A 22,206-nucleotide genomic window follows, 5' to 3' on the forward strand; every position below is an offset into this window, starting at 1 on the left:
CCACCGGTGGTGGCTTTACTGCGCTACTGCCTTATTGTCTTTGCAACGGATGACGAGGCAACCGCTATCCGTGTGTCCTGCATCGATCAATGATCAATTGGTCATCGGGGGCGGAGGCACGTCAGACGGTGCCGGCGGCGGCGGGGGCACATCGCCGTTGGCTTTCTCGGCCTTGGCCGCGTCACGCTTGGCAAGACGTTCTGCCTTCTTGGCGCGATGAGCTTCCATCTTGGCTTGGCGCGCTTTGACCCAATCGGTCACTTGTTGCTGCTGGGTAGCGTTCAGGCTATCCCAGGCTGCGAGCCATTTACCGCGGACTTGCTCCGATTGCTTACGGAATTCTGCACGTTGAGCGTCCTCGTTGGCCGTCAAAGCATGAGGATCGAGCTTACCGTTTTGAATTTGCGTCTGGAGCAACTCATGGCGTTTGCCACGGTTCTCGCGCATCGATTTGAAAAAATCGCCTTGTGCCTGCTTGGCTGTATCAAAGGTGGCCTGCTGCTTGGCATCCAGCTTGAGCGAGGCGACTTGTTCCTTGGACAGCGGGCCTACGCCCGGCACCCAAAAACTATCGCGCAGCTCGGGACCGCCGCGACGATCACCATGCTTGAAATGACCGCCACGATGATCGCCGTGGCGATCCCCATGCATGCCGTCATGCTGTTTCGCAGCGGCGGCAGGCGGTGCGGTATCGGACGCGGCCAACGCGGTACCGGACAAGCCGGCAGCGGCAACGATGAAACCCAGGGCAGCCAGGGAAGAACGGATCGCGTATCGGGACATAGTGGTCTCCTGAAAAAGTAGAACGCGAGACCATTGTCAGTGCAGACCCGTTACGGGTGAATTTCGGATCGGCCGAGAATATTTCAGTCGATTGCCGAAGCTTACGCCGTGGCGTCCCAGGCAGCCAGATATTCCTGCCAATGCGGCGCATTGCTGGCCGCCAGCGTATCGCGTACCAGATCGATCTCGGCTTGGTACGACGCCGCGTCCAGCTCGCCCCGCAAAAAGCGGAACCGGCAATACACCAGCCAGGTATTGACCACATCGGTTTCGCAATAGGCGCGAACCTCATCCGCGCGGCCGGCCTGCCACGCTGGCCAAACCTGCCCGCCATCCATACCGAGCTTGCCCGGAAAACCGCACAGCTTGGCCAATTCGTCCAAAGGCGCATTGGCGCGCCCGTTGTACTTGGCCAGCAAATCCATCAGGTCGATATGGCGGTTGTGATAGCGGCTGATGTAGTTATTGAATTTGAACTCGCGATCTTCGTCGCCAGTATCCCAGTAGCGCGGCGCGGGGACGCCGTGAATCAAGCTGCGGTAATGCAGTACGGGCAGGTCAAAACCCGAGCCGTTCCAGCTGACCAGCCGTGGCGTATAACGCTCGATGGTTTTGAAGAAACCACCGATCAGAGCGGCCTCTGGATCGTCGGGCTGCCCCAGCGTCTTGACGCGAAAGCCCTGATCGTCGCGAAACACACAACCGATCACCGCAATACGCTGCAGATGCAGCGGCAGAAAATCGTGCCCGACTGCCTCGCGGCGTGCCGCGAAGGCACGCTCGGCGACCTCGGCGTCGGGGACGTCTGCCCCCCAGCCGTTCAGCTTGCGCAGCCCGTCGATGTCGGGCAGCGTTTCCAGGTCAAAGACGAGCGTCGGGGTCATCGTGCCGGCAGGTACTGCAAGGGATCTACCGGTGTGCCCTGACGGCGGATCTCGAAATGCAGCCGTGGCGAAGTCGTGTCGCTTTGGCCGATCTCGGCAATTTTCGAGCCGCGTTTGACCGCCTGGCCAGTCTTGACCAACAAGGTCTGGTTATGCGCGTAGGCCGTGATAAAGCCGTTTTCGTGGTTGATGATGATCAGATTGCCCAGCCCACGCACGCCATTGCCGCTGTACATGACTTTGCCATCCGCGGCCGCCACAACGGGGGCGCCGAGCGAACCGCCGATATCGATCCCCTTGGATGCGGTGGTGAACGTTTGCGTAACCGCGCCGCTGGCAGGCCAGCCCCAACTGATCAAGCTCGCATCGGCCGCGCGCTTGGGCGTGGCAACCGAGGCCGGCGGCGTTTCGCTGGCGGCAGGAGTCGTACTCGTCGCTGGCGGCGTCGCGCTGGATGCAGGCGGCGTCGTGGTCGAACTCGTCGTCCCGGGCGCAGTCGTCGCGCCCGTTCCGGCGCCCGTCGAACTGCCCTGCTCTCCCAGAGGAACCGGCGTTGCCGTGGTACCTGACGAAACTGGCGGCGGCGCGCTGGCCACCGTACTGCCCGCACTGCCGCCAGCAGAAAGCTTGAGCACCTGTCCCACGCTCAACTGATTGGCATCGGAGATATTGTTCCACTGCTTGAGGCTGTCTACGCTCACGCCGTTGCTGCGGGCGATCTGGTAGAGCGTATCGCCGGGCTTGACGACGTAACTGCCGCCGGCGGATGCCATGCTGCTGCCTGAAGGCTGATTGGATAGATCGACCACGGGCGCGCGCGACGTCGAGGTTGAGCAGCCGTATATCAGGCTCAAACCCAGCGCGCCGGCCGCCCACATGGCGGGCCGCTTCAGGCGTGCAAACGACACCTGAGGAAAATAAAGAGCGGTCAGTGGCAACTGCCCGTTGAGCATGTAATTCTCCTGTTGCTCAAGATTGGATTCCGGCCCGCAATGGGACGAAACGTACTGCTTCTAATTCGGTGCGCTTCCAGGTGGAAGTCCCGGTGCGTTCAACCAATACCAATCGCTGGCTGGACGTCCCCTCGGGGGCGATCAGACGTCCGCCTGGCGCCAATTGCATCAGCAACGCTTGCGGAATAGCCAGACCGGCCGCAGCCACAACGATAGCATCGAACGGCGCTACGCCGGGCAAGCCTACCATGCCGTCGCCATGCACGAGGCGCACACGCGTTGCGAGACGCAAAGCGCGCAGATTGCTGCGTGCCAGCTCGAACAACCCGCGGATGCGCTCAATGGCATGCACCTCACGTACGAACTGAGCCAGCACCGCGGCCTGATAGCCGCAGCCAGCGCCCACCTCGAGCACGCGCGTGGGGGTTCGATCCTCACAGACAGCCGAGATCATCCGCGCCACCACCCACGGTTGCGAAATGGTCTGCGAATGCCCGATCGGCAACGCCGCATCCTCGTATGCACGGCTGGCGAGAGCTTCGTCCACAAATACATGGCGCGGCACCGCCGCCATCGCACTCAGTACGCGCTCATCGGTGACTCCCTGGCTACGCAGGCGCTGGACCATGGCCTGACGCAAGCGGTCGGAATTCAGGCCCAGGTTACTGACCTGAGCTGCCGGGTTGCCGATGGCAGCGGGTTTGGCCAGCGTGGCCGGCGAAATCCGCGTATTGCTGTTGGTGGCGGTATAGCCGGGGGCCAGGCCGGTGCTGCCATAACCCGGGGTGGCTTTGGTGCGGCCGGGCGGGATGGGTGGGCTCACAGGCTTGCGCATAGCGGCTCCGCCCAGCCCCGGAGTTCATCCAATTGGCTGTGTTGGGTTAAATCCAGGCGCAACGGCGTCAGAGATACCTTGCCCTCGGAAATAGCATGAAAATCGGTGCCTGGCGAAGCGTCCGCCGCCACGCCCACAGGCCCTATCCAGTAGACGGTATCGCCATAAGGCGTAGTCGTACGTACGACCGGCTGGGAAGGATGACGCTTGCCGAGGCGAGTGACCTGCAAACCGCCCATCTGTTCGAAAGGACGGCATGGAATATTGACGTTCAGCAGGACCGGCGAAGCCAGCGGCTGTGCAAGCTGGCGTTCGACCACCGAGCGTGCAGCCCGCGCAGCCGATTCGATATGCTCCCAGCCTCTTTCGACCAAGGAAAACGCGATCGCAGGAATACCGAACAGATAGCCCTCGGCGGCGGCCGCGACGGTACCCGAATAGAGCGTGTCATCACCCATATTGGCGCCGTTGTTGATGCCGGAGACGACCAGATCCGGCCGTTCGTCCATCAAACCCGTCAGCGCCACGTGCACGCAATCGGAAGGCGTGCCATTGACGCACACAAAACCATTGGCTGCGGTACGCACCGTCAAGGGCCTGTTCAGCGTCAGGGAATTCGACGCGCCGCTGTGATTGGTTTCGGGAGCAACGACGGTAATCTCGCCCAGCCCTTGCAGCGCCTGAACCAGCGCTTCGAGCCCAGGGGCGCTATAGCCATCGTCGTTCGAAACCAGTATTCGCATTGAGCATCCCGCAAAATCAACAAAATGAAACGGGGTCGATTGTACCGCCGGAAGGTGACTGACAAATAGCTCTATGGATAACCCCCACACACAGCCATGCGTCGCGCGCGGTAGAATCCGCAGCCACGACCTTTCTGTAACGGACACTTTCTCATGGTGCACACTGCCCCCTCGTTCTTCTTCAGTGCCGGGTTGATCGCGCTGGCTTATCTGATCGGTTCGATTCCGTTCGCCGTGGTCGTCAGCAAACTCATGGGCTTGCAGGATCCTCGCAGCTACGGCTCCAAGAACCCCGGCGCCACGAACGTGCTGCGTACCGGCAATAAGGCGGCAGCGGCGCTGACCCTGCTGGGCGATGCCGCCAAAGGCTGGTTCGCCCTGTGGCTGGCGCAGACCCTGGCGCCGGGCCTGCCCTGGACGATCTACGCGCTAGTCGCGCTGGCCGTCTTTCTGGGGCATCTGTATCCTGTTTTTCTGGGCTTCAAAGGCGGCAAAGGCGTCGCGACGGCACTGGGTATCCTGCTCGCGATTCACCCAGGCCTGGCGCTGGCCACTGCGGCCACTTGGGTGATCATTGCCGTATTTACGCGCTATTCCTCGCTGGCTGCGCTGGTCGCTGCGTTTTTTGCCCCGGTGTATTACCTGTTCGGCTCGGGCGTGGCCTGGTATGCGCAAGGGCCCGTGGGCATTGCTCTGGCAATAATCAGTCTGCTGCTGTTCTATCGCCACCGCGCCAATATTGGCCGCCTGCTGTCGGGCAAAGAAAGCCGCATCGGCTCGAAAAAGAAATAAGGCAGCCTTCGATCGATGGCTGCCTCAGGTGATCGGGCGTCCTTTATTACGACGACACAGCGGCCTGCCTGGCGATAATCCGCCTGCAGGCCGCCTGATTTTGATGCCCCTGCACCAACTCAGGCGGGCGTATCGACGCAAATATCTGCCAGATCCCAGCGCGGGCGCACCGTAAAGGCATGCTCGCCCGGCTTTAACGTCACCAGGCCTGCCTTGACCCGCTCGGCGGCCGCAAAGGCGATCATCGCGCCGTTATCGGTACACAAAGCCAACGGCGGAAAATAGGCTTGCGCACGCAAGGGGCGCATCGCTTCGGCCAACTGGGCACGCAGCAATTGATTGGCGCCGACGCCGCCCGCGACGACCAATCGTTTCAGACCGGTCTGCTGCAGTGCCTTGACCGCCTTGGCCACCAGCACATCGACAATCGCTGCCTGCGTGGCGGCAGCCAGATCGGCACGCGTCTGCTCATCCAGCGACGTCCCGGCACGCTCCGCCTCTTTGACACGGGTCAATACCGCGGTTTTCAGGCCGCTGAAGCTGAAATCCAGATCGCCGCTATGCAACATCGGGCGCGGCAACGTAAAACGCTGCACGTCGCCATTGGCGGCCATACGGGACAGCGCCGGCCCGCCCGGATAACCCAGGCCCAGCAGTTTGGCAGATTTGTCGAACGCCTCGCCAGCCGCGTCATCCAGCGTCTCGCCCAGCAGCGCATACCGCCCCACTCCATCGACACGCATCAGCTGGGTATGTCCGCCCGACACCAAGAGCGCCACAAAAGGGAATTTAGGCCTTGGCGTGTCCAGCAGGGGCGACAGCAGATGCCCCTCGAGATGGTGAATCGGGATGGCGGGCAAGCCGCGCGCCCAGGCAAATGCCTGGGCGACGCTGGCGCCGACGAGCAGCGCGCCGGCCAGACCCGGCCCCGCGGTATAGGCCACCGCCTCCACGTCTTTCAACGTCAACCCAGCCTGCTCGAGCACCTGGCGGGCCAGCGGCACCGCACGCCGGATATGGTCGCGCGAGGCGAGCTCGGGCACCACGCCTCCGTATTCCTGGTGCATGGCGATCTGAGAATGCAGGGCATGCGCGAGCAAGCCGCGCTCTGTGCAGACGGCGGCAACGCCGGTCTCGTCACACGAGCTTTCAAAACCTAGAATGATCATGGCCGCGAGTTTACATCTGGTGCGAAAATGGCGGCTTGATAACCCTATAAAAACCAACCCGGGAACTTGCCATGCTGGAGAAGCTATTCCAATTACGCGAACACGGTACGAATACGCGGACCGAAATCGTCGCGGGCTTGACGACGTTTTTGACCATGTCGTACATCATTTTCGTCAACCCCAACATTCTCTCCTCCACCGGCATGGACCGCGACGCCGTATTCGTCGCAACCTGCCTGGCTGCGGCGCTGGGCTCATTGATCATGGCGCTGGTGGCCAACTGGCCCATCGGCATGGCCCCGGGCATGGGCTTGAACGCCTTTTTTGCCTTCACGGTCGTCAAGACCATGGGCTATACCTGGGAACAAGCGCTGGGCGCGGTCTTTATTTCTGGCGTGATTTTCCTGGTGCTCACCATAACAGGCGTGCGGGCCTGGTTGATCAAAGGCATCCCGCACTCACTGCGTAGCGCCATTGCAGCCGGTATCGGGTTGTTTTTGGCCATTATTGCCCTGTCGTCGGCCAAAATCGTGGTGCCGCATCCAGCCACCATGGTGACACTGGGCGACCTGCGCGAAGCCGGTCCTCTATTTGCGATTCTGGGATTTTTCGTCATTGCGGTCCTGGACGCATTGCGCGTGCGCGGCGCCATTCTGATTGGGATCCTGGTAGTGACGCTGCTATCGATGGCGACGGGCCATAACGAATTCCATGGCGTATTCTCGACGCCGCCCAGCCTCGCACCGACGTTCATGCAGCTCGACATACTGGGTGCCTTGCATACGGGCTTTGTACATGTGATCCTGGTTTTTGTGCTGGTGGAGGTCTTTGACGCCACCGGCACCCTCATGGGCGTTGCCAAGCGCGCCGGGCTCGTGCCCGAGGACCGCCCCAACCGCCTGGGCCGCGCATTGTTCGCCGATAGCACCGCCATCGTGGCGGGCTCGATGCTGGGCACCAGCAGCACGACCGCCTATGTCGAGAGCGCCTCAGGCGTGCAGGCCGGCGGCCGCACAGGACTGACCGCGCTGGTGGTCGCGCTGCTGTTTCTGGCCGCGTTGTTCATTTCTCCATTGGCCGGGTCCGTGCCGGCCTACGCGACTGCGCCGGCCCTGCTCTATGTCGCCGGCCTGATGATGCGCGAATTGATCGACATCGACTGGAACGATATTTCCGAGGCGACGCCCGCTGCATTGACCACGCTGGTCATGCCCTTTACGTACTCTATCGCCAATGGCCTGGCGTTTGGTTTCATCAGCTATGTCGTGTTGAAGACCTTCACCGGCCATTTCCGCACGATCCATGCCGCGACCTGGCTGGTCGCAGCGTTGTTTGTCATCCGCTACGCCTTCTTTCCTGGGTAGGCCAGGCGAAGACATCGCACCCCTGGCGACGCCAATATGTGGCAGGCATGACGCTTGCGCATCGGCATCATTGACGCTCGCTATCAACCCGATCAACCACAAGGTTGATCGGGTATCAGCTTGATTTCACCGATACACTCCCCAAGTATTAGAGGAATGCAGGGCGTAGCCGACGCATTCCGCCCTACTATTTCCGGAGAATTTCCCCATGTCCCAGTTGGCCCGCGTGCCCTTTTCCGTGCTCGACCTTGCCCCTATCGTGCAAGGCGGCGACGCCGCAGGCGCATTCCGCAATACGGTCGATCTGGCGCAACATGTCGAGCGTTGGGGCTACCAGCGATTCTGGCTGGCGGAACATCACAACATCACGGGCGTGGCCAGCAGCGCGACTGCTGTGATCATTGGCCAAGTCGCGGCTCATACCAAGACGCTGCGTGTAGGATCGGGCGGCATCATGCTGCCCAATCACGCACCGCTGATCATTGCTGAGCAGTTCGGCACACTGGAAAGCCTGTTCCCGGGCCGTATCGATCTGGGCCTGGGCCGTGCGCCCGGCAGTGACGGCGCCACGCAGCAGGCCCTGCGCCGCGGTCCCCGCAGCGGTTTCGATTTTCCGGAGCTGCTGGCCGAACTACGCGCATTTCTGGCGCCCGCAGTGCCGAATCAAGCGGTGCGTGCGATCCCCGGTGCGGGATTGGACATTCCGATCTGGTTATTGGGTTCCAGTGATTTCAGCGCACGTCTGGCGGCCGAGCTGGGCTTGCCGTTCTCGTTCGCAGGACACTTTTCGCCTGAAGGCATGGCAGCGATGCGCTTGTATCGCCACTTGTTCAAACCTTCCGCGACGCTGGAACGCCCCTACGCCATGATTGGCGTGCCGGTGGTCGCCGCCGACACCGATGAACAGGCACGCATGTTGTCCACCACCCAGCAAATGAAGTTTTTGTCCTTGATCCGCGGCAACCGCCTGCCGCTGCAACCGCCTGTCGAAAGCATGGACGGGTTGTGGAACGAATGGGAGCAGCAAGCGGTGCATCAAAAACTGGCCGCCTCTATCGTAGGCGGTCCGGAAACTGTCAAGCAGGGTCTCGAGTCATTGATCGCGCGCACAGAGGCGGACGAGGTCATGATCGTTTCGGACTTCTATCGTCACGAGGACCGCTTGCGTTCGTATGAAATCTTGGCGTCGTTGAAAAACCAGGGCAGCGCCTCCTGAACACTCTCAGGCAACCATACCAAGCTGGCCGCCCCACGCTCTGAAGAACGTGGACTTCCTACACACAACCTTGTTTATGCATACTGAAAAGCAAGGTCTATCGGAGCATCGTATGAGCAATATCGTTGAACTCACTCAAGCCTCTTTCCAAGAGTCGATCACGCCCGACAACACTGTGATTGTCGATTTCTGGGCCCCTTGGTGTGGCCCGTGCCGCGGTTTTGCGCCGGTGTTCGAACAGGCTGCAGAACAACATCCCGATGTGACTTTCGCCAAGGTCAACACGGACGTCGAGCAGGAGCTCGCCGGCGCCCTGGGGATCCGTTCTATCCCGACCCTGATGGTGTTTCGCGAACAGGTTCTGCTGTTCTCTCAACCAGGCGCGTTATCGGCCGGGCAATTGGGCGAACTGCTGGAAAAGGTCAAGGGCCTGGATATGGAGAAAGTGCATCAGGATATCGCTGCAGCCAAAGATGCAGGAGACGATAAGCAGCAGTAAAAAAGCCTGAACGCTGACGCAGTCGCCGCCACTGCGTCAGCGCATCGCTGCGTCCGAATTAACGGATTTTTGCGGCAACAACAGAACGCTCGATACCGCGGGATGTTACCTGCTTGCCTGTATGGCCAAGGAGGCAAGTAACATGGACAAGCGCGGTTTACTCTCTGCACTGGATCGTCATGCCAGAGGCGACATCAACTGGTGCTGCGGGACGAAGAAGCGCAGCAGCAAAACGTGCCTGATAGCGGTACTGAGTTTGGCGCTTGCGACGCTTGCGGCGCAGGCTGATGCTGCTGGAGGCGGCATCAACCTGTTTGATGCGTCATACTTCGACGACACCAATCGATTTGTACCAGCCGTTCCACCCGATCCTGTTGTTTACGTACGTCAAATAGCCGATGCTGACAGAGGTGTTGTAGGCACTGCCATTGAGGCCGTGAAGTATCTCGGTCGAGGCGCCTATGAGCATCCATATATCACCGTCGCTGTGGCCGTTAGCGCTACGGCCGTCTGGTTGACACAAACAGAATCCGGAGCCGCAACCCTGGAAGCGTTGAAAGACGCCACGGGCTCGGCGTTAGCAGAAGCGCAAGAATATTTCTGGAGCTCGAAGGACGAGGCACCAGACGCAGATTCCCATCAATCAGACAAAAAGACTCCTGGTGCCCTCCTCGCCCATAATGTGGAGGCGACCAATGACACCACAGCACCCATAGACAACGTAGAGGTGGGCGGCGATGCCACGGCATCCGCAAATAACACGGAGGTAAAGAGCGACAACGCGGCGACAGTAAATGACGAAGTCAGCGGTACGACCGCAGAAAGCCAAACAGCGCCCGTCCCGGCACAACCCGTGATGTTGGAGCAGGCGCAGCCAGCATCACCCATGCTTGACGAATCGCCAGCCGCAGTCATCATGCCGATCCGCCCTGCAGCAGGCTCATACATCAGCAACGCGTGGGCGGCTAATACGATGTTCCAGATGAATCTGAACGATCGTCTAGGCAGCTATTACCAGACTGAAGCCATCCCGCAGCAAGGCAGTGCATGGATCCGATACAGCGGCTCGCGCGGCCATCTGAAAGACAACTCTGGTGAATTGCGTACCGCGGCCGACAAGAACACCGTCATGATGGGCGTCGATATGCTGGCGCAATCGACCCATGCCCAGCATCAATTCACGATCGGCGTCATGGGCGGCTATGGCCACTATAGCGGTCATACCAACTCAAATAGCTTCGACTACTCAACCAAAGGCAAGGTCAATGGCTATAGTGTCGGTCTGTACGGCACCTACCAAAAGAGCGTTGCGACCCAACACGGCTTTTACGCCGATAGCTCAGTGTTGTGGAACCACTTCGACAATCGCGTCAAAGGCGGTGATCTGCCGGCGGAAAAATACGACTCCAAAGGCATGACCGCATCGCTGGAGCTGGGCTACCACATCCCGCTCGCCGACCGCAATAACGTGAAGTATGTGCTGCAACCTCACGCACAGGTCATGTACCAGAATGTGCGCAGCGAAAACTTCCGCCAAGCCGACGGCACCGATGTCGATTTCATAAACCGATCACGCGTGCAAACAGCATTCGGCGTGCGTGCCGCCGCACACATTACGACCGGCTTGACCTCCGTCATCACACCGCACATCGAAGCCAACTGGCTGCATGCCAACAAGGGTTATGGCGTGAGCATGGACAACGCCGAGGCGAACATGAATAGCGGACGCAATATCGGCCAAGTGAAACTGGGCGTACAAGGCGACATGAACCGCCACGTGTCGCTCAACATCGAGGTGTTCCATCACCAAGGCAATGCGGGTTATCACGAGACCGGAGGCAACGTGACAGCGAAATATCGCTTTTAATAGCGTCTTCTAATAGCATCTAAGAGCAGCGAGTCAAATCGCCGCGCTTAAGCGCATAGTTGTATGCAGCCGCAGTAGCAATCGCGGTACCCGTAGCATCGTCATACCACCTGCCATTCAGACCGGCCTCGGGTGATATCCGCGACGGTGCGCTCCAATTCATCCAGCACAGCACACGGTACGATCAGCGTCAACATTGCGCCGTCGCCATCGAAATGCTCCGCGTCGATCACAACGCCGGCCTGACTGATACGCGCCTTCATCAACGGCAATTCCGCGTAGTTACACCGGCAAGTAACCGTCTCAGTTGCGATGATCGGGGTACGCGGCCCCAAGCGCAGGCACTGTGCCGCACAGCCGCTATAAGCGCGCGCCAGACCGCCTGCGCCGAGCTTGATACCGCCGAACCAGCGCACCACCAGGACCGCGACCCGGTCGAGATCCTGGCCTTCGATGGCTTGCAGAATAGGCCGGCCAGCGGTGCCGCCTGGCTCTCCGTCGTCGTTGAAACGATAGGCCTGACCAATGCGATAGGCCCAGCAGTTGTGAGTGGCCGCCGGATCGCTATGCTGTGCAAAAAAATCCATCGCTTCGCCGACGCTGGCCACGGGAGCCGCGTAGGCCGCGAAACGGCTTTTTTTGATGTCCTCTTCGTAGGTGCAAGGCGCGCTTAAGGTATCGCTCATGGGCCGGAATTGTAGACGAGCAGGCTCCTCTTTCATCCGTGGCAGTCTGGGACCTCTTGATCCAGATAGACATCGAACGCGACGTCGCGGGCCCATTTGTCTACCATGCCCTGAACAATACCTTCACGACGCCACTGCTGCATAGCATCGGTCAGCCAAGCCCTTGTGACGCGATCGTTCGTCGATACTAACCAGACGCGCTCGACCCGCGGGCCGGCTTCGTCCAGCGTGGAAGAAAATTTTTTCCACTCGGGAAATTTCATGAGCGGAGCCCAGGCAACGTCATCAATGAGCCCGACGTCGCAGCCCCCCTCTCGCACCGCGACCAAGGCATCTGACGGCACACGGTAAGGGCGCACCGTCGCTCCCCATTGAGTTGCTAGCGCTTGAGCGTGGAAAGCAGCGCTAGACATACAAACAGTCAGGCCTTTGACGTCTTTCCATTGGCGCAGCTTGGTATCGCTACGAATGATGGCCTTTGGCCGGGCAGCATAGCCGGTAGGAATAGCGGCCGTCCCCTGACCGTCTGATGTCGCAAGATTTAAGCGTGACTCGTCCAACAGTGTGCTCGGCATCGCAGCACTCGAAGCTGCTCGAGCGTCCCCGGAATGCTTTGCCGCACCCGGATCGGGCACGCGATCAGCAATCAACACGTCGACGTCGCCTGCGGCCAACGCCGACAACCGCCGCGCGGGATCGACTTGTACGACTTTGACGGGCAGCCCCAGCTGCTGGCCCAGACGCTGGGCCATCACCGTGTCCAGGCGCTCCGGGGTGCGAATCTTCGCGCCAGCGGCTGGCTCGGGCGCCAGATAAGGCACGCCTACGACCAAGCTACCTCGCGCGCGTGCCTGGGAAAATGCCTCTTCCGACTGCGATGAAGCCACAGCGGCAGTCTGGGCAGAGGCGAGGATCGGCACCCATAGACAGGCGATCAACGGCCCCCATAGCGCAGCCAGCAATGCACGCCGGCCTGCGCGAGAAAGAACATTCAATGCCTTCATGAGCCCAGATGCGAGCGGGTTGCCACCCGCCCTCTCCTTTTATACGTACTGATAACGCAACAAGCGATGCTTGAGGTTTTCGAGTACGAATTGATCAATCAGTGCAGCAAGGATCGCAATAACCAGGATATTGGCCATCACGCCCGTCATATCGGCGATCTCGCCTGAATAGGCCAGCGAGCGGCCCAGGCCTTTGCCGAAACCGATCAGCATTTCCGCCGAAATCAGGGCACGCCACGCATTACCGAATGCGAGTTGCGCGCCGGTAATAAGCTCAGGCATGACCGCAGGCAGGTACACGCGTTTGATCAGCCCCCATGGTGTGGCCCCCATCACACGCGCAGCCGATACATGCACACGCTGCACGGATTCCGTCGCGTTCATCACGCTGAGAGCCGCTGGAAAAAACGCCGCCAGCGCCACGACAATGATGATAGGAGCACTGCCGAAGCCCATCACGATCAGGAACAACGGCACCCAGGCAATAGACGGGATCGACTGCAGAATGACGATCGCGCTGCGCAGGACTTCGCGAAAAAAATACAGCACCGCGGCGATCAGGCCAAAGCCCACCCCGGCCAGCAAAGCCAGCCCATAACCCGCACCCAGACGCCCCAGCGTGCCCATCAGACTCTGATGGAAAGATGACTCGCCCAGGTCGTTGAACAAGCGCTCGACGACGGCCGGCACGCCTGGCATCAGAAAGTCCGGCAACGCCCACGCAGCCGCCTGCCACAGGAACAAAATGAAGACTACGCCAAGCACCCCGGCGAGGTGCTTGCGCAGTCCCGTTACACGAGTCGATGAGGTCAAAGCTTGCGAGCCTCTTGCCAGGATAGATCGATGATGCTGGACACGTCGTACGGCTTGCCGTCACGCGTCTTCAGCGACCCCTGCGCTTGCAGAATATCCGCGATTTCCTGCATGCGGGCTGCGTCTTTGTCGGTCAGCTTGGCCGTGAAAACCTGCGTCTTGATCGCGTCGGTGATGATGGTTTCGCGCGGCAGCTCGCCCTTGTTCAGGGTTTTCAGCGTAGGCTCGGCAATGAAATACGACGCGATCAGTTTGGAGGCTTGTTCTGGATTGTTCTGCAGCAGATCGATGGCGGCCTTCTGTGCGTCCAGGGCCTTCCATACTGCATCCTTACGCTTTGCAAGAACCTCGCCCGACGTGATCACCACCATGCAGGGAAACGGCCAGGATTGACCGACTTCGTAGATCTGCTTGACCGGCGCAACCAATTGCGCAATGCGGTCATACGGCTCAAACAGGAAGGCTGCGTCGACACGCTTGCCCACCAGCGATTGCACGGCAACCGCCGGGCTCACTCCCATGATGTTCACGTCCGAAGGCTGCAGATTGCCTTCTTTCAGCACGACACCTTTCAGCACCACATCCGCTGTGCTGCCCTCTTGTTGTGAGGCCAGGGTCTTGCCTTTGAGATCGGCAATTTTCTCTACGCCTGCGTCGTCGCGAACGATCAGCGAGTGATAGCCCTGTTGGGCTCCGCCGACGACTTTGAGATCAGCGCCTTTTGACGCCCAGGCTACCGCGTTGGTAAAGCCCAATACGCCGATATCGGCCTGTCCGCCCACAATGGCCTTGATCAGGTCAGTGCCCGATTTGAACTCGATCAGCTCAGTGTCCAGGCCCGCCTTTTTGTAGAACTCGCCTTCTTGTGCAACGATGGCCTGCGCATCGTCCATCACACGCAGATAGCCCACACGCAATTTCTCAGCGGCCAACGCCGGCGCCGCCGCCACCAACGCCGCGACCAGCGGCAAGGACAACCATTGCTTCAATCTCATTTGTGCTCCCGGATAGGGGTATAGGTATGGATAGATTCGGATGACACGTCTGAACAGACGTATGAAATCAAGCTGCCAACGCGACATCGCCCTCGCTGTCGTCGGCGCTTTCGGCGACTTGGATGCCCAGCAGGCTGAGGATTTCGCGTTTTTCGGCAGCCAGGTCCGAGAGGTCGTGGGTCTTGCGCCGCTGCGTCAGATTGAATTCGCGCAGCACACGCGCCGGGCGCGGGCTGAACACCACAATACGGTCGGCCAGGAACAACGCCTCATCGACATCGTGAGTCACCAGCAGAACCGTAGGCTTTTCCTGTTTGATCAATTGACGCAAAACGTCTTGCAGACTCAGCCGCGTCAAGGCATCCAGCGCGCCAAAAGGCTCGTCCATCAGCATGGTTTGCGGCTGAGCAATGAATGCGCGAGCCAATGCGGCACGTTGGCGCATACCGCCCGAGACCTGTTGCGGATAGTAGTTTTCAAATCCCGCCAACCCTACGCGCGCCAACCAGGCCACCGCCTTGTCACGCGCCTGGGCTTTCGGGATGTTTTGAAACTCGAGCGCCAGCGACACATTGTCGCGCAGCGTCAGCCACGGATATAGCGCGTGCTCTTGAAATACCAGCGTGCGGCTGGGATGCGGCCCGGTGATGGCTTTGCCGTCGGCCAAGACCTGCCCCTGCGTCGGCGACTCCAATCCCGCAGCCATGTGCAGCAGCGTCGATTTGCCGCAGCCCGACGGCCCGACCAATGCCACCAGCTCGCCAGTTCTGAACTCACTGGAAAAGCCGTCGACGACATGTAAATCGCCGAAGTTCTTGTGGACGTGATCGAAGGTCAGATTCATAGACAGGCTCGTGCAACGCGGGCGTAGAGTAATTAGGTCCTAATCTAACAATTCGTTATATGAACTCAAACTATATTTTCATAATTGATAAATTACTTTTAGATATATAGATCATCGGCGGACACCGTCACGAGAAAGCGGCCATGCAAAGAACCCCGCGCTCGGATTCGCTATCCAGGCGCGGGGTTCTGTTGCGACTACCTCTGCAATGTTCCCAGTGCGGGATCAGCCCTCGATGCCACGCGAGGACAGGTAATCCTCGTAACCGCCACGGTAGTCAACGATCTCGCCACCCGGCAGGACTTCGATGATGCGCGTCGCCAGGCCAGACACGAACTCGCGGTCGTGCGACACGAAAATCAGGGTGCCCTGGTATTTCTCGAGCGCGAACTGCAGCGACTCGATGGATTCCATATCCAAATGGTTGGTGGGCTCGTCAAGCAGCATGACGTTATGGCGACCCAACATCAAGCGGCCGAAAGTCATGCGGTTCTTTTCGCCGCCGGACAAGACCTTGGGTGCTTTGGGCAAATCATCGGCCGAAAACAGCAAACGGCCCAGCACGGAACGAATGGATTGATCGTCATCGCCCGGTTGACGGTAGTCGCTCATCCAATCAAACAAATTGATATCCGTTTGTTGGAATTGATCGGACACGTCTTGCGCCATATAGCCCAGATCGGCGTTATCCGACCATTTCAGCGTGCCGGAATCCGCTGCCAGATCGCCCGCCAACATGCGCAAGAGCGTCGTTTTACCCACACCGTTCGCGCCGATGATCGCGATCTTTTCGCCCGCATCGATCATCGCGGAGAAATCGCGGATGACCGGTGCATCATAGGACTTGGAGAGCTTTTCAATGGTCGCCGCCAAGCGGTGCATGACCTTGTTCTGCTCGAATCGGATATAGGGGTTTTGGCGCGACGAGGGTTTGACCACGACCTGCTCGGCCTTGATACGGTCAATCTGCTTCAGACGCGAGGTGGCCTGGCGGGACTTGGACTTGTTGGCGGCAAAGCGGCGCACAAAGTCCTGCAGTTCGGCGACACGCTCTTTGGCCTTGGCATTGTTGGCGACCAGACGTTCGCGTGCCTGGGTCGACGCCAGCATATAGTCGTCATAGTTACCCGGATAAATGCGGATCTCGCCATAATCCAGGTCGGCCATGTGGGTGCACACCTGGTTCAGGAAGTGACGATCGTGGCTGATGATGATCATCGTGCTCTGATAGCCGTTGAGCACATTTTCCAGCCAACGGATCGTGTTGATATCCAGGTTGTTGGTCGGTTCGTCCAGCAGCAGCACATCGGGATTGGAGAACAGAGCTTGCGCCAGCAGCACACGCAGTTTCCAGCCCGGTGCGATCTCGCGCATGGGCAGTTGATGCTGGTCTACCGCGAATTCCAGGCCCAACAGCAGTTCGCCGGCGCGCGCTTCGGCGGTGTAGCCATCGTACTCGGCGAACTTGGCCTCGAGCTCGGCCGCGCGCATGTAATCGTCCTCGGTCGCCTCAGGGTTCGCGTAGATCGCATCACGCTCGGTCATGGCGGCCCACATTTCGGTATGGCCCATCATGACCACGTCCAAAACGCGCAGGTCTTCAAAAGCAAACTGATCCTGACGCAGCTTGCCCAGGCGTACACCGGGTTCGAGCGAGACGTTACCAGCGGACGGCTCCAGGTCGCCGCCGATGATTTTCATAAAGGTCGACTTGCCCGAGCCGTTGGCCCCGATCAAACCATAGCGGTTGCCTTCCCCGAACTTGACGCTGACGTTCTCGAAAAGGGGTTTGGGACCGAACTGGATAGTGAGATTGGCGGTAGATATCACGGCTTTGAATAGGGAAAGACGCCCGCGAAAAGTGCGAGGCTAAACCGGATAGTGTACCAATTCCGCGTTACCGGCGCTCTCGCACACGAGATGGCGCGTGCAGTAGGCGGAAATCCTGCACAGTCAAGCGTCAGCCGCGATAGCCTAACCGCTGAAGTATCCAGCCGGACACAGCAGGATGGATGATGGACAGCAGAAAACAGCCCAAATTCAAGGGAAACGGAAAACTGATGCGCGCGCGGTTGCGGGCGAGGCCGCGCCGGATGACGCGAGCCGCCTTGGCGGCAGGCCACAAAAAGGGTTTGGGACCGGGCATGTCAAAGCACATTTGCGATTCGACGTAGCCGGGCATGATGACATTGACCTTGACCCCCTGCCCGGCCAAGAGGTCGCGCATCGCCTCGCCATAGACTTTGACAGCCGCTTTGCTGGCGCTGTAGCTAGGGGTCTCGGGCAGGCCCCGCCAAGCAGCGAGCGAGCTGATCAAGGCAATCTGCCCACCGCGGCGCGCCTGCATCGCCGGCAAACTGGCGTGCAGGGTGGCCATGGCGGCCTTGACATTGACGTCGAAAAGACGATGCATATCGTCCCAGCTTTCACCCTGTTGTTGAGGACCGGTATTAATGTTGACGCCGGCGTTGGCAATCACCAGGTCGGGGGCTTCGGTCTGACCGATCTGCATCAGCCACTGCCGCAGCGCGTCATGGTCCCGTACATCCAGTTCGTGCACGATCACGCGCACGCCCATGGCGCCGCAATCCTGGGCCAACTCATCCAGGCGCTGACGATTGCGCCCCTGCAAGATCAATGTCTTGGTACCGGCACGGGCGTATTCCAGCGCCAACGCGCCACCGATTCCCCCTGTCGCACCGGTGATCAGGACAGACGCGGGAACATGAGCGGATAAGCCGGATGAATGAGCCATGCAGACGAATAGACGGGTAAAGGACGAAAGGTGCCAGGCAATCACGCCATGGCACGAATCAAAACGACACCGGCCTCTCTGGTGAGAAGCCGGCGGCACTGACTATGGAACTATGGAACGCAAGATGACGATTACTCGAGCAAGCTGCGCAGCATCCAGGCGTTCTTTTCGTGGATGTCCATGCGTTGGGTCAACAAATCAGCGGTAGGCTGGTCGTTGGCGCTGTCGGCCTTGTCAAAGGCGGAGCGAGCGGTTTTCGAGACGGCTTCGTTGCCTTTGACCAGCAGACGCACCATTTCCATGGCGTCGGGCACGTTGGCCGGCTCGGAAATAGAGGACAGCTTGGCGAACTCGCGATAGGTGCCCGGCGCATGGACGCCCAACGCACGAATGCGCTCGGCGATATCGTCCAGCGCAGCCCATTCCTCGGAGTACTGCGTCATGAACATCTGATGCAGGGTGTTGAACAGCGGCCCCGTGACGTTCCAGTGGAAATTGTGGGTCATCAGATACAGCGTGTAGGAATCTGCCAACACCTTGGAGAGCTCGGCCGCAATTGCCTCGCGGTCTTTGTCCGAAATGCCGATATTGATGCGAACAGCGGCGGTACTACTTGCTTTGGACTTTGCCATGTAGTGCTCCTAGTGCGGGTTGTAGACAGAATAAGAATACCACTGGATTGATATAGATTGTTTATCGCCTGAGGGCCTTACTCAACCTGTCGCAAAACTGAAAAAAATCAGCTTTCTACCGCCGCCTCGTGATCGAGCATGGTCACGCCAGGCAAACCGCATTCGTAGACGGCCTGGGCCAACGCTTCAATAGCGGCCAGACGGGGGAAACTGCGGCGCCACGCCAGCACCACACGCCGCTCGGGCGGGCGGCCCTCGAAAGGCAAATAGCGCAAGAGCGCTTTAGGTGGCGGGGATTCAGGGATGGCCGTCACCGGCAGGACGGTCACGCCTATGCCGGCAGCGACCATATGGCGGATGGTCTCCAATGACGATCCCTCAAAGGTCCGCTGAATGCCATCGCTCGCGGCGGAAAAGCGCGAGAGCTCGGGACAGACCTCCAAGACCTGATCGCGAAAACAATGGCCCGTGCCCAGCAGCAGCATAGTCTGCTGTTTGAGGTCTTCGGAACTGATGGCTTCTCGGTCGGCCCATTCGTGATCGCGCGGCACTGCCACGACAAAGGGTTCATCGTAAAGCGGTTGCGTGATCAATCCCGCCTCGGGCAAAGGCAATGCCATGATGGCGCAATCGATTTCGCCTTGACGCAGCAGTTCGACGAGACGCAGGGTAAAGTTTTCTTGCAGCAGTAACGGCATCTGCGGCGTACGGGCAATCTGCGTCGGCACCAGATGCGGCAACAGATACGGCCCGATCGTGTGAATCACGCCGACGCGCAGCGGACCAGCCAACGGGTCATGGCCCTGACGGGCGATTTCCTTGATGCTGGCACTTTCCTCGAGCACCTTTTGCGCCTGGGTCACGATGCGCTGACCGATAGCGGTCACGCCGACTTCGACGCCGCCCCGTTCGAACAGCGTCACGCCCAGCTCATCCTCCAGTTTGCGGATCGCCACGGACAAGGTGGGCTGACTCACAAAGCAGGCTTCGGCCGCACGGCCAAAATGCCGTTCGCGTGCGACGGCGACGATGTATTTGAGTTCAGTCAGAGTCATCTTATGCTCCGGGAAACCGCGGCATTCATACCGGGATGGAAAGGGGCGATGTTTGCCCTGAGGCGGGCCAGCCGAAAAAGGCGAAGCATGAGAGATTGCATGGCGCGCAGGATGTGCATAGTAGGCTCAGGTCCGCAGAAAGTCTTCGCGTCCACGCATCCAGCGTGCCAAATGCGCCGCTACCGCATCGGGATGATCGGCACGCAGCCATGCGGCAGCCTCGCGCGCCTGCTCGGCAATACCGACATCGCTTTCGAGATCGGCAAATCGCAAGAGCGCCATACCCGATTGACGGGTGCCTAGAAACTCGCCCGGGCCACGCTGCTCCAGATCGCGGCGCGCGATCTCGAAACCGTCATTGGTCTCGAACATGGCCCGCAGTCGCTGGCGGGCGATTTGCGACAGCGGCGTCTGGTAGAGCAGTACGCAAACGGACTCGGCACTGCCCCGCCCCACTCGGCCGCGCAATTGGTGCAATTGTGCCAAGCCAAAACGCTCGGCGTGTTCGATCACCATGAGCGATGCCTTGGGCACGTCAACACCGACCTCGATGACGGTGGTGGCCACGAGCAAATCGATCTCGCCATCACGAAAGGCTTGCATGACCGCGGCCTTTTCGGTTTGCGGCAGGCGGCCATGCACCAGGCCGATCCGCAAGTCGGGCAGATCCGCGCACATGGCGCCGTACGTGTCGACAGCAGTCTGCAACTGGAGGGCTTCGCTTTCCTCGACCAGCGGGCAGACCCAATACGCCTGCTGCCCCTGGCGTACGGCGTTGGCGATATGCGCGATGACTTCCTCGCGGCGATTATCGGAGACGAGCTTGGTCACCACAGGCGTGCGGCCCGGCGGCAGCTCGTCAATGACGGACACGTCCAGATCGGCGAAAAAAGTCATCGCCAAGGTACGCGGGATCGGCGTGGCGCTCATATTGAGCTGATGCGGGATCGTGGGAATCTGTTCTGCTTGGTCAGGCGCGACCTCGCCTTTGCGCGTCAAGGCCAATCGCTGACCTACGCCAAAGCGATGCTGCTCATCCACAATAGACAGGCCTAGACGCTGAAACTCGACATGGTCCTGTATCAGCGCCTGTGTGCCGACCAACAGCTGAATGCTGCCGTCGGCCGCACCGGCAGCGGATTGGCGCCGGGCCTTTGCCGTCTGGCTGCCGCTGAGCCATGCGACGTTCACACCCAACGGCTGCAGCCACGACACCAATTTATGGAAATGCTGTTCAGCCAGGATTTCTGTCGGCGCCATCAATGCCACCTGTGCGCCGCAGGCAATGGCCTGAGCGGCTGCGACAGCGGCGACCACGGTCTTGCCGCTGCCGACATCGCCCTGCAATAGACGATGCATCGGATACGGCTGCGCCAGGTCGGCCGAGATTTCCTTGATGACGCGCTGTTGTGCCGCAGTCAGCGTAAATGGCAATGCTCGATACAGGCGCGCCACCAAATCGTCACCAGCGTCGGCCGGGTCGGCCTGTAGAGGCAATGGCACAGCCCGAATGCTGCGCCTCGCCGCGCGCGCTGCGGCCAGCGACAACTGCTGGGCGAGCAATTCGTCGAATTTGATGCGGTGCCAGGCGGGATGACCGCGTTCGACCAGGTCTTGCTCGGATAAACCTGGCGGTGGCGCATGCAATAGGCGGATGGCGGGCGCAAACGGCATCAGCGCATAACGTTGCAGGGCTTCGTCGGGCAGCGTATCGCTCAAATCGGCCTGATCGAGGGCCTGGGCAATGGCCTTGCGTAACGACGGCTGGGTCAGCCCTTCTGTGCTGGGATAAACCGGGGTCAACGCCTCGGGCAAGGCGGCATCAGCGCTGGTCATGCGCGGATGCACCATCTCGCGGCCAAACAGACCGCCACGCACCTCGCCCCGGGCACGCAGCCGGCGGCCCGGCGTCAGTTGTTTTTGCTGGCTCGGATAGAAATTCAGCCAGCGCAATTGCAGTTCGCCGCTGTCGTCCGCCATCACGGCAGTCAACTGGCGGCGCGGACGAAACAACACCTCGCTACGCAGGATTTCGCCCTCGACCTGCGCAGGCGCACCGGGGCGCAACGAGCCTATCGGAACAATACGCGTCTCGTCCTCGTAACGCAGCGGCAGGTGCAAGATACAGTCGTTGGGTGTAACGAGGCCGAGGCTATGCAGCTTGCGCTGCACATCGGTCAGCGACCGGGCCGGGCCCGATTTGGTACCCGATTTCGCTTCGGGTCGCAAGCTGGCCGCGCTATCGGCAGCCGCATCCACGCCGGCGCGCTTGGGCGCGCCGGTACGATTGCGGGCAGCGGCAGTTGCCGGCATATGC

At 60.1% G+C, this 22,206-nt stretch carries 21 protein-coding genes; 5 read left to right on the forward strand and 16 right to left on the reverse strand.

The annotated features are described in order from the left end of the window. Positions 1 to 93 precede the first annotated feature (93 nt). The 5 genes from CAL20_RS12220 to surE all read right to left on the reverse strand — a co-directional run bounded on the left by CAL20_RS12220 (position 94) and on the right by surE (position 4,198). Complete coding sequence (locus CAL20_RS12220) at positions 94 to 783, reverse strand: hypothetical protein (protein ID WP_094821264.1); 690 nt, start codon at positions 781 to 783, stop codon at positions 94 to 96. A gap of 101 nt (positions 784 to 884) precedes the next feature. After that, positions 885 to 1,667, reverse strand: a complete 783-nt coding sequence (locus CAL20_RS12225) for a 3'-5' exonuclease (protein WP_094821265.1) — start codon at positions 1,665 to 1,667, stop codon at positions 885 to 887. Then, positions 1,664 to 2,620 (reverse strand): peptidoglycan DD-metalloendopeptidase family protein, encoded by a 957-nt coding sequence (locus CAL20_RS12230; protein WP_094821266.1) that lies wholly within the window; start codon positions 2,618 to 2,620, stop codon positions 1,664 to 1,666. Before CAL20_RS12230 ends, CAL20_RS12225 begins: the two co-directional genes overlap by 4 nt. Positions 2,621 to 2,636: 16 nt before the next feature. Continuing rightward, on the reverse strand, positions 2,637 to 3,455 hold the full coding sequence (locus CAL20_RS12235; protein WP_094837990.1) for a protein-L-isoaspartate(D-aspartate) O-methyltransferase: 819 nt from the start codon (positions 3,453 to 3,455) through the stop codon (positions 2,637 to 2,639). Then, positions 3,440 to 4,198, reverse strand: coding sequence for a 5'/3'-nucleotidase SurE (gene surE / locus CAL20_RS12240; RefSeq protein WP_094821268.1), 759 nt, complete (start codon positions 4,196 to 4,198; stop codon positions 3,440 to 3,442). The genes CAL20_RS12235 and surE overlap by 16 nt, the downstream gene beginning before the upstream one ends. A 153-nt stretch (positions 4,199 to 4,351) precedes the next feature. On the opposite strand from surE, the gene plsY reads away from it, so the two are divergent. After that, positions 4,352 to 4,990: a glycerol-3-phosphate 1-O-acyltransferase PlsY gene (gene plsY, locus CAL20_RS12245; protein ID WP_094821269.1), complete on the forward strand. Its 639-nt coding sequence runs from the start codon at positions 4,352 to 4,354 to the stop codon at positions 4,988 to 4,990. Positions 4,991 to 5,109: 119 nt separating this feature from the next. On the opposite strand, the gene tsaD is transcribed toward plsY, so the two are convergent. Further along, positions 5,110 to 6,159, reverse strand: coding sequence for a tRNA (adenosine(37)-N6)-threonylcarbamoyltransferase complex transferase subunit TsaD (gene tsaD, locus CAL20_RS12250; RefSeq protein ID WP_094837991.1), 1,050 nt, complete (start codon positions 6,157 to 6,159; stop codon positions 5,110 to 5,112). A gap of 71 nt (positions 6,160 to 6,230) precedes the next feature. On the opposite strand from tsaD, the gene CAL20_RS12255 reads away from it, so the two are divergent. The 4 genes from CAL20_RS12255 to CAL20_RS12270 all read left to right on the forward strand — a co-directional run bounded on the left by CAL20_RS12255 (position 6,231) and on the right by CAL20_RS12270 (position 11,105). After that, positions 6,231 to 7,523 carry an NCS2 family permease gene (locus CAL20_RS12255; RefSeq protein ID WP_094821271.1) on the forward strand — a complete coding sequence of 431 codons (1,293 nt, stop codon included), beginning with the start codon at positions 6,231 to 6,233 and terminating at the stop codon, positions 7,521 to 7,523. Between the two features lie 208 nt (positions 7,524 to 7,731). Beyond that, positions 7,732 to 8,739 (forward strand): LLM class flavin-dependent oxidoreductase, encoded by a 1,008-nt coding sequence (locus CAL20_RS12260; protein WP_094837992.1) that lies wholly within the window; start codon positions 7,732 to 7,734, stop codon positions 8,737 to 8,739. Between the two features lie 112 nt (positions 8,740 to 8,851). Then, the gene (gene trxA, locus CAL20_RS12265; protein WP_094837993.1) at positions 8,852 to 9,238 is read left to right on the forward strand and encodes a thioredoxin; all 387 of its coding nucleotides are present in this window, start codon (positions 8,852 to 8,854) and stop codon (positions 9,236 to 9,238) included. Positions 9,239 to 9,380: 142 nt separating this feature from the next. Further along, on the forward strand, positions 9,381 to 11,105 hold the full coding sequence (locus CAL20_RS12270) for an autotransporter outer membrane beta-barrel domain-containing protein (RefSeq protein ID WP_179266664.1): 1,725 nt from the start codon (positions 9,381 to 9,383) through the stop codon (positions 11,103 to 11,105). Positions 11,106 to 11,206: 101 nt separating this feature from the next. Here CAL20_RS12270 and CAL20_RS12275 read toward each other — a convergent pair whose 3' ends face one another. The 10 genes from CAL20_RS12275 to recG all read right to left on the reverse strand — a co-directional run bounded on the left by CAL20_RS12275 (position 11,207) and on the right by recG (position 22,202). Beyond that, the gene (locus tag CAL20_RS12275) at positions 11,207 to 11,791 is read right to left on the reverse strand and encodes an IMPACT family protein (RefSeq protein WP_094837995.1); all 585 of its coding nucleotides are present in this window, start codon (positions 11,789 to 11,791) and stop codon (positions 11,207 to 11,209) included. A 32-nt stretch (positions 11,792 to 11,823) separates the two neighbouring features. After that, complete coding sequence (locus tag CAL20_RS12280; RefSeq protein WP_094837996.1) at positions 11,824 to 12,795, reverse strand: transporter substrate-binding domain-containing protein; 972 nt, start codon at positions 12,793 to 12,795, stop codon at positions 11,824 to 11,826. A 39-nt stretch (positions 12,796 to 12,834) separates the two neighbouring features. After that, on the reverse strand, positions 12,835 to 13,608 hold the full coding sequence (locus CAL20_RS12285) for an ABC transporter permease (protein WP_094821277.1): 774 nt from the start codon (positions 13,606 to 13,608) through the stop codon (positions 12,835 to 12,837). After that, positions 13,605 to 14,603, reverse strand: coding sequence for an ABC transporter substrate-binding protein (locus tag CAL20_RS12290; RefSeq protein ID WP_094821278.1), 999 nt, complete (start codon positions 14,601 to 14,603; stop codon positions 13,605 to 13,607). The genes CAL20_RS12285 and CAL20_RS12290 overlap by 4 nt, the downstream gene beginning before the upstream one ends. A gap of 67 nt (positions 14,604 to 14,670) precedes the next feature. After that, positions 14,671 to 15,447, reverse strand: coding sequence for an ABC transporter ATP-binding protein (locus tag CAL20_RS12295; RefSeq protein WP_094821279.1), 777 nt, complete (start codon positions 15,445 to 15,447; stop codon positions 14,671 to 14,673). 225 nt (positions 15,448 to 15,672) lie between these two features. Next, complete coding sequence (locus CAL20_RS12300) at positions 15,673 to 17,277, reverse strand: ABC-F family ATPase (RefSeq protein ID WP_094821280.1); 1,605 nt, start codon at positions 17,275 to 17,277, stop codon at positions 15,673 to 15,675. A gap of 130 nt (positions 17,278 to 17,407) precedes the next feature. Continuing rightward, entirely contained in the window at positions 17,408 to 18,202 is a 795-nt protein-coding gene (locus tag CAL20_RS12305) for an SDR family NAD(P)-dependent oxidoreductase (RefSeq protein WP_094821281.1), read from the reverse strand. Positions 18,203 to 18,333: 131 nt separating this feature from the next. Continuing rightward, positions 18,334 to 18,834: a Dps family protein gene (locus tag CAL20_RS12310; protein ID WP_094821282.1), complete on the reverse strand. Its 501-nt coding sequence runs from the start codon at positions 18,832 to 18,834 to the stop codon at positions 18,334 to 18,336. A gap of 107 nt (positions 18,835 to 18,941) precedes the next feature. Beyond that, positions 18,942 to 19,889: a LysR substrate-binding domain-containing protein gene (locus tag CAL20_RS12315; protein ID WP_094821283.1), complete on the reverse strand. Its 948-nt coding sequence runs from the start codon at positions 19,887 to 19,889 to the stop codon at positions 18,942 to 18,944. A gap of 126 nt (positions 19,890 to 20,015) precedes the next feature. Continuing rightward, positions 20,016 to 22,202, reverse strand: coding sequence for an ATP-dependent DNA helicase RecG (recG, locus tag CAL20_RS12320; RefSeq protein ID WP_094837997.1), 2,187 nt, complete (start codon positions 22,200 to 22,202; stop codon positions 20,016 to 20,018). Positions 22,203 to 22,206: the final 4 nt, after the last annotated feature.

The sequence above is a fragment of the Bordetella genomosp. 4 genome, assembly GCF_002261185.1.
In the GTDB taxonomy this organism is placed as follows: Bacteria; Pseudomonadota; Gammaproteobacteria; order Burkholderiales; family Burkholderiaceae_B; genus Bordetella_A.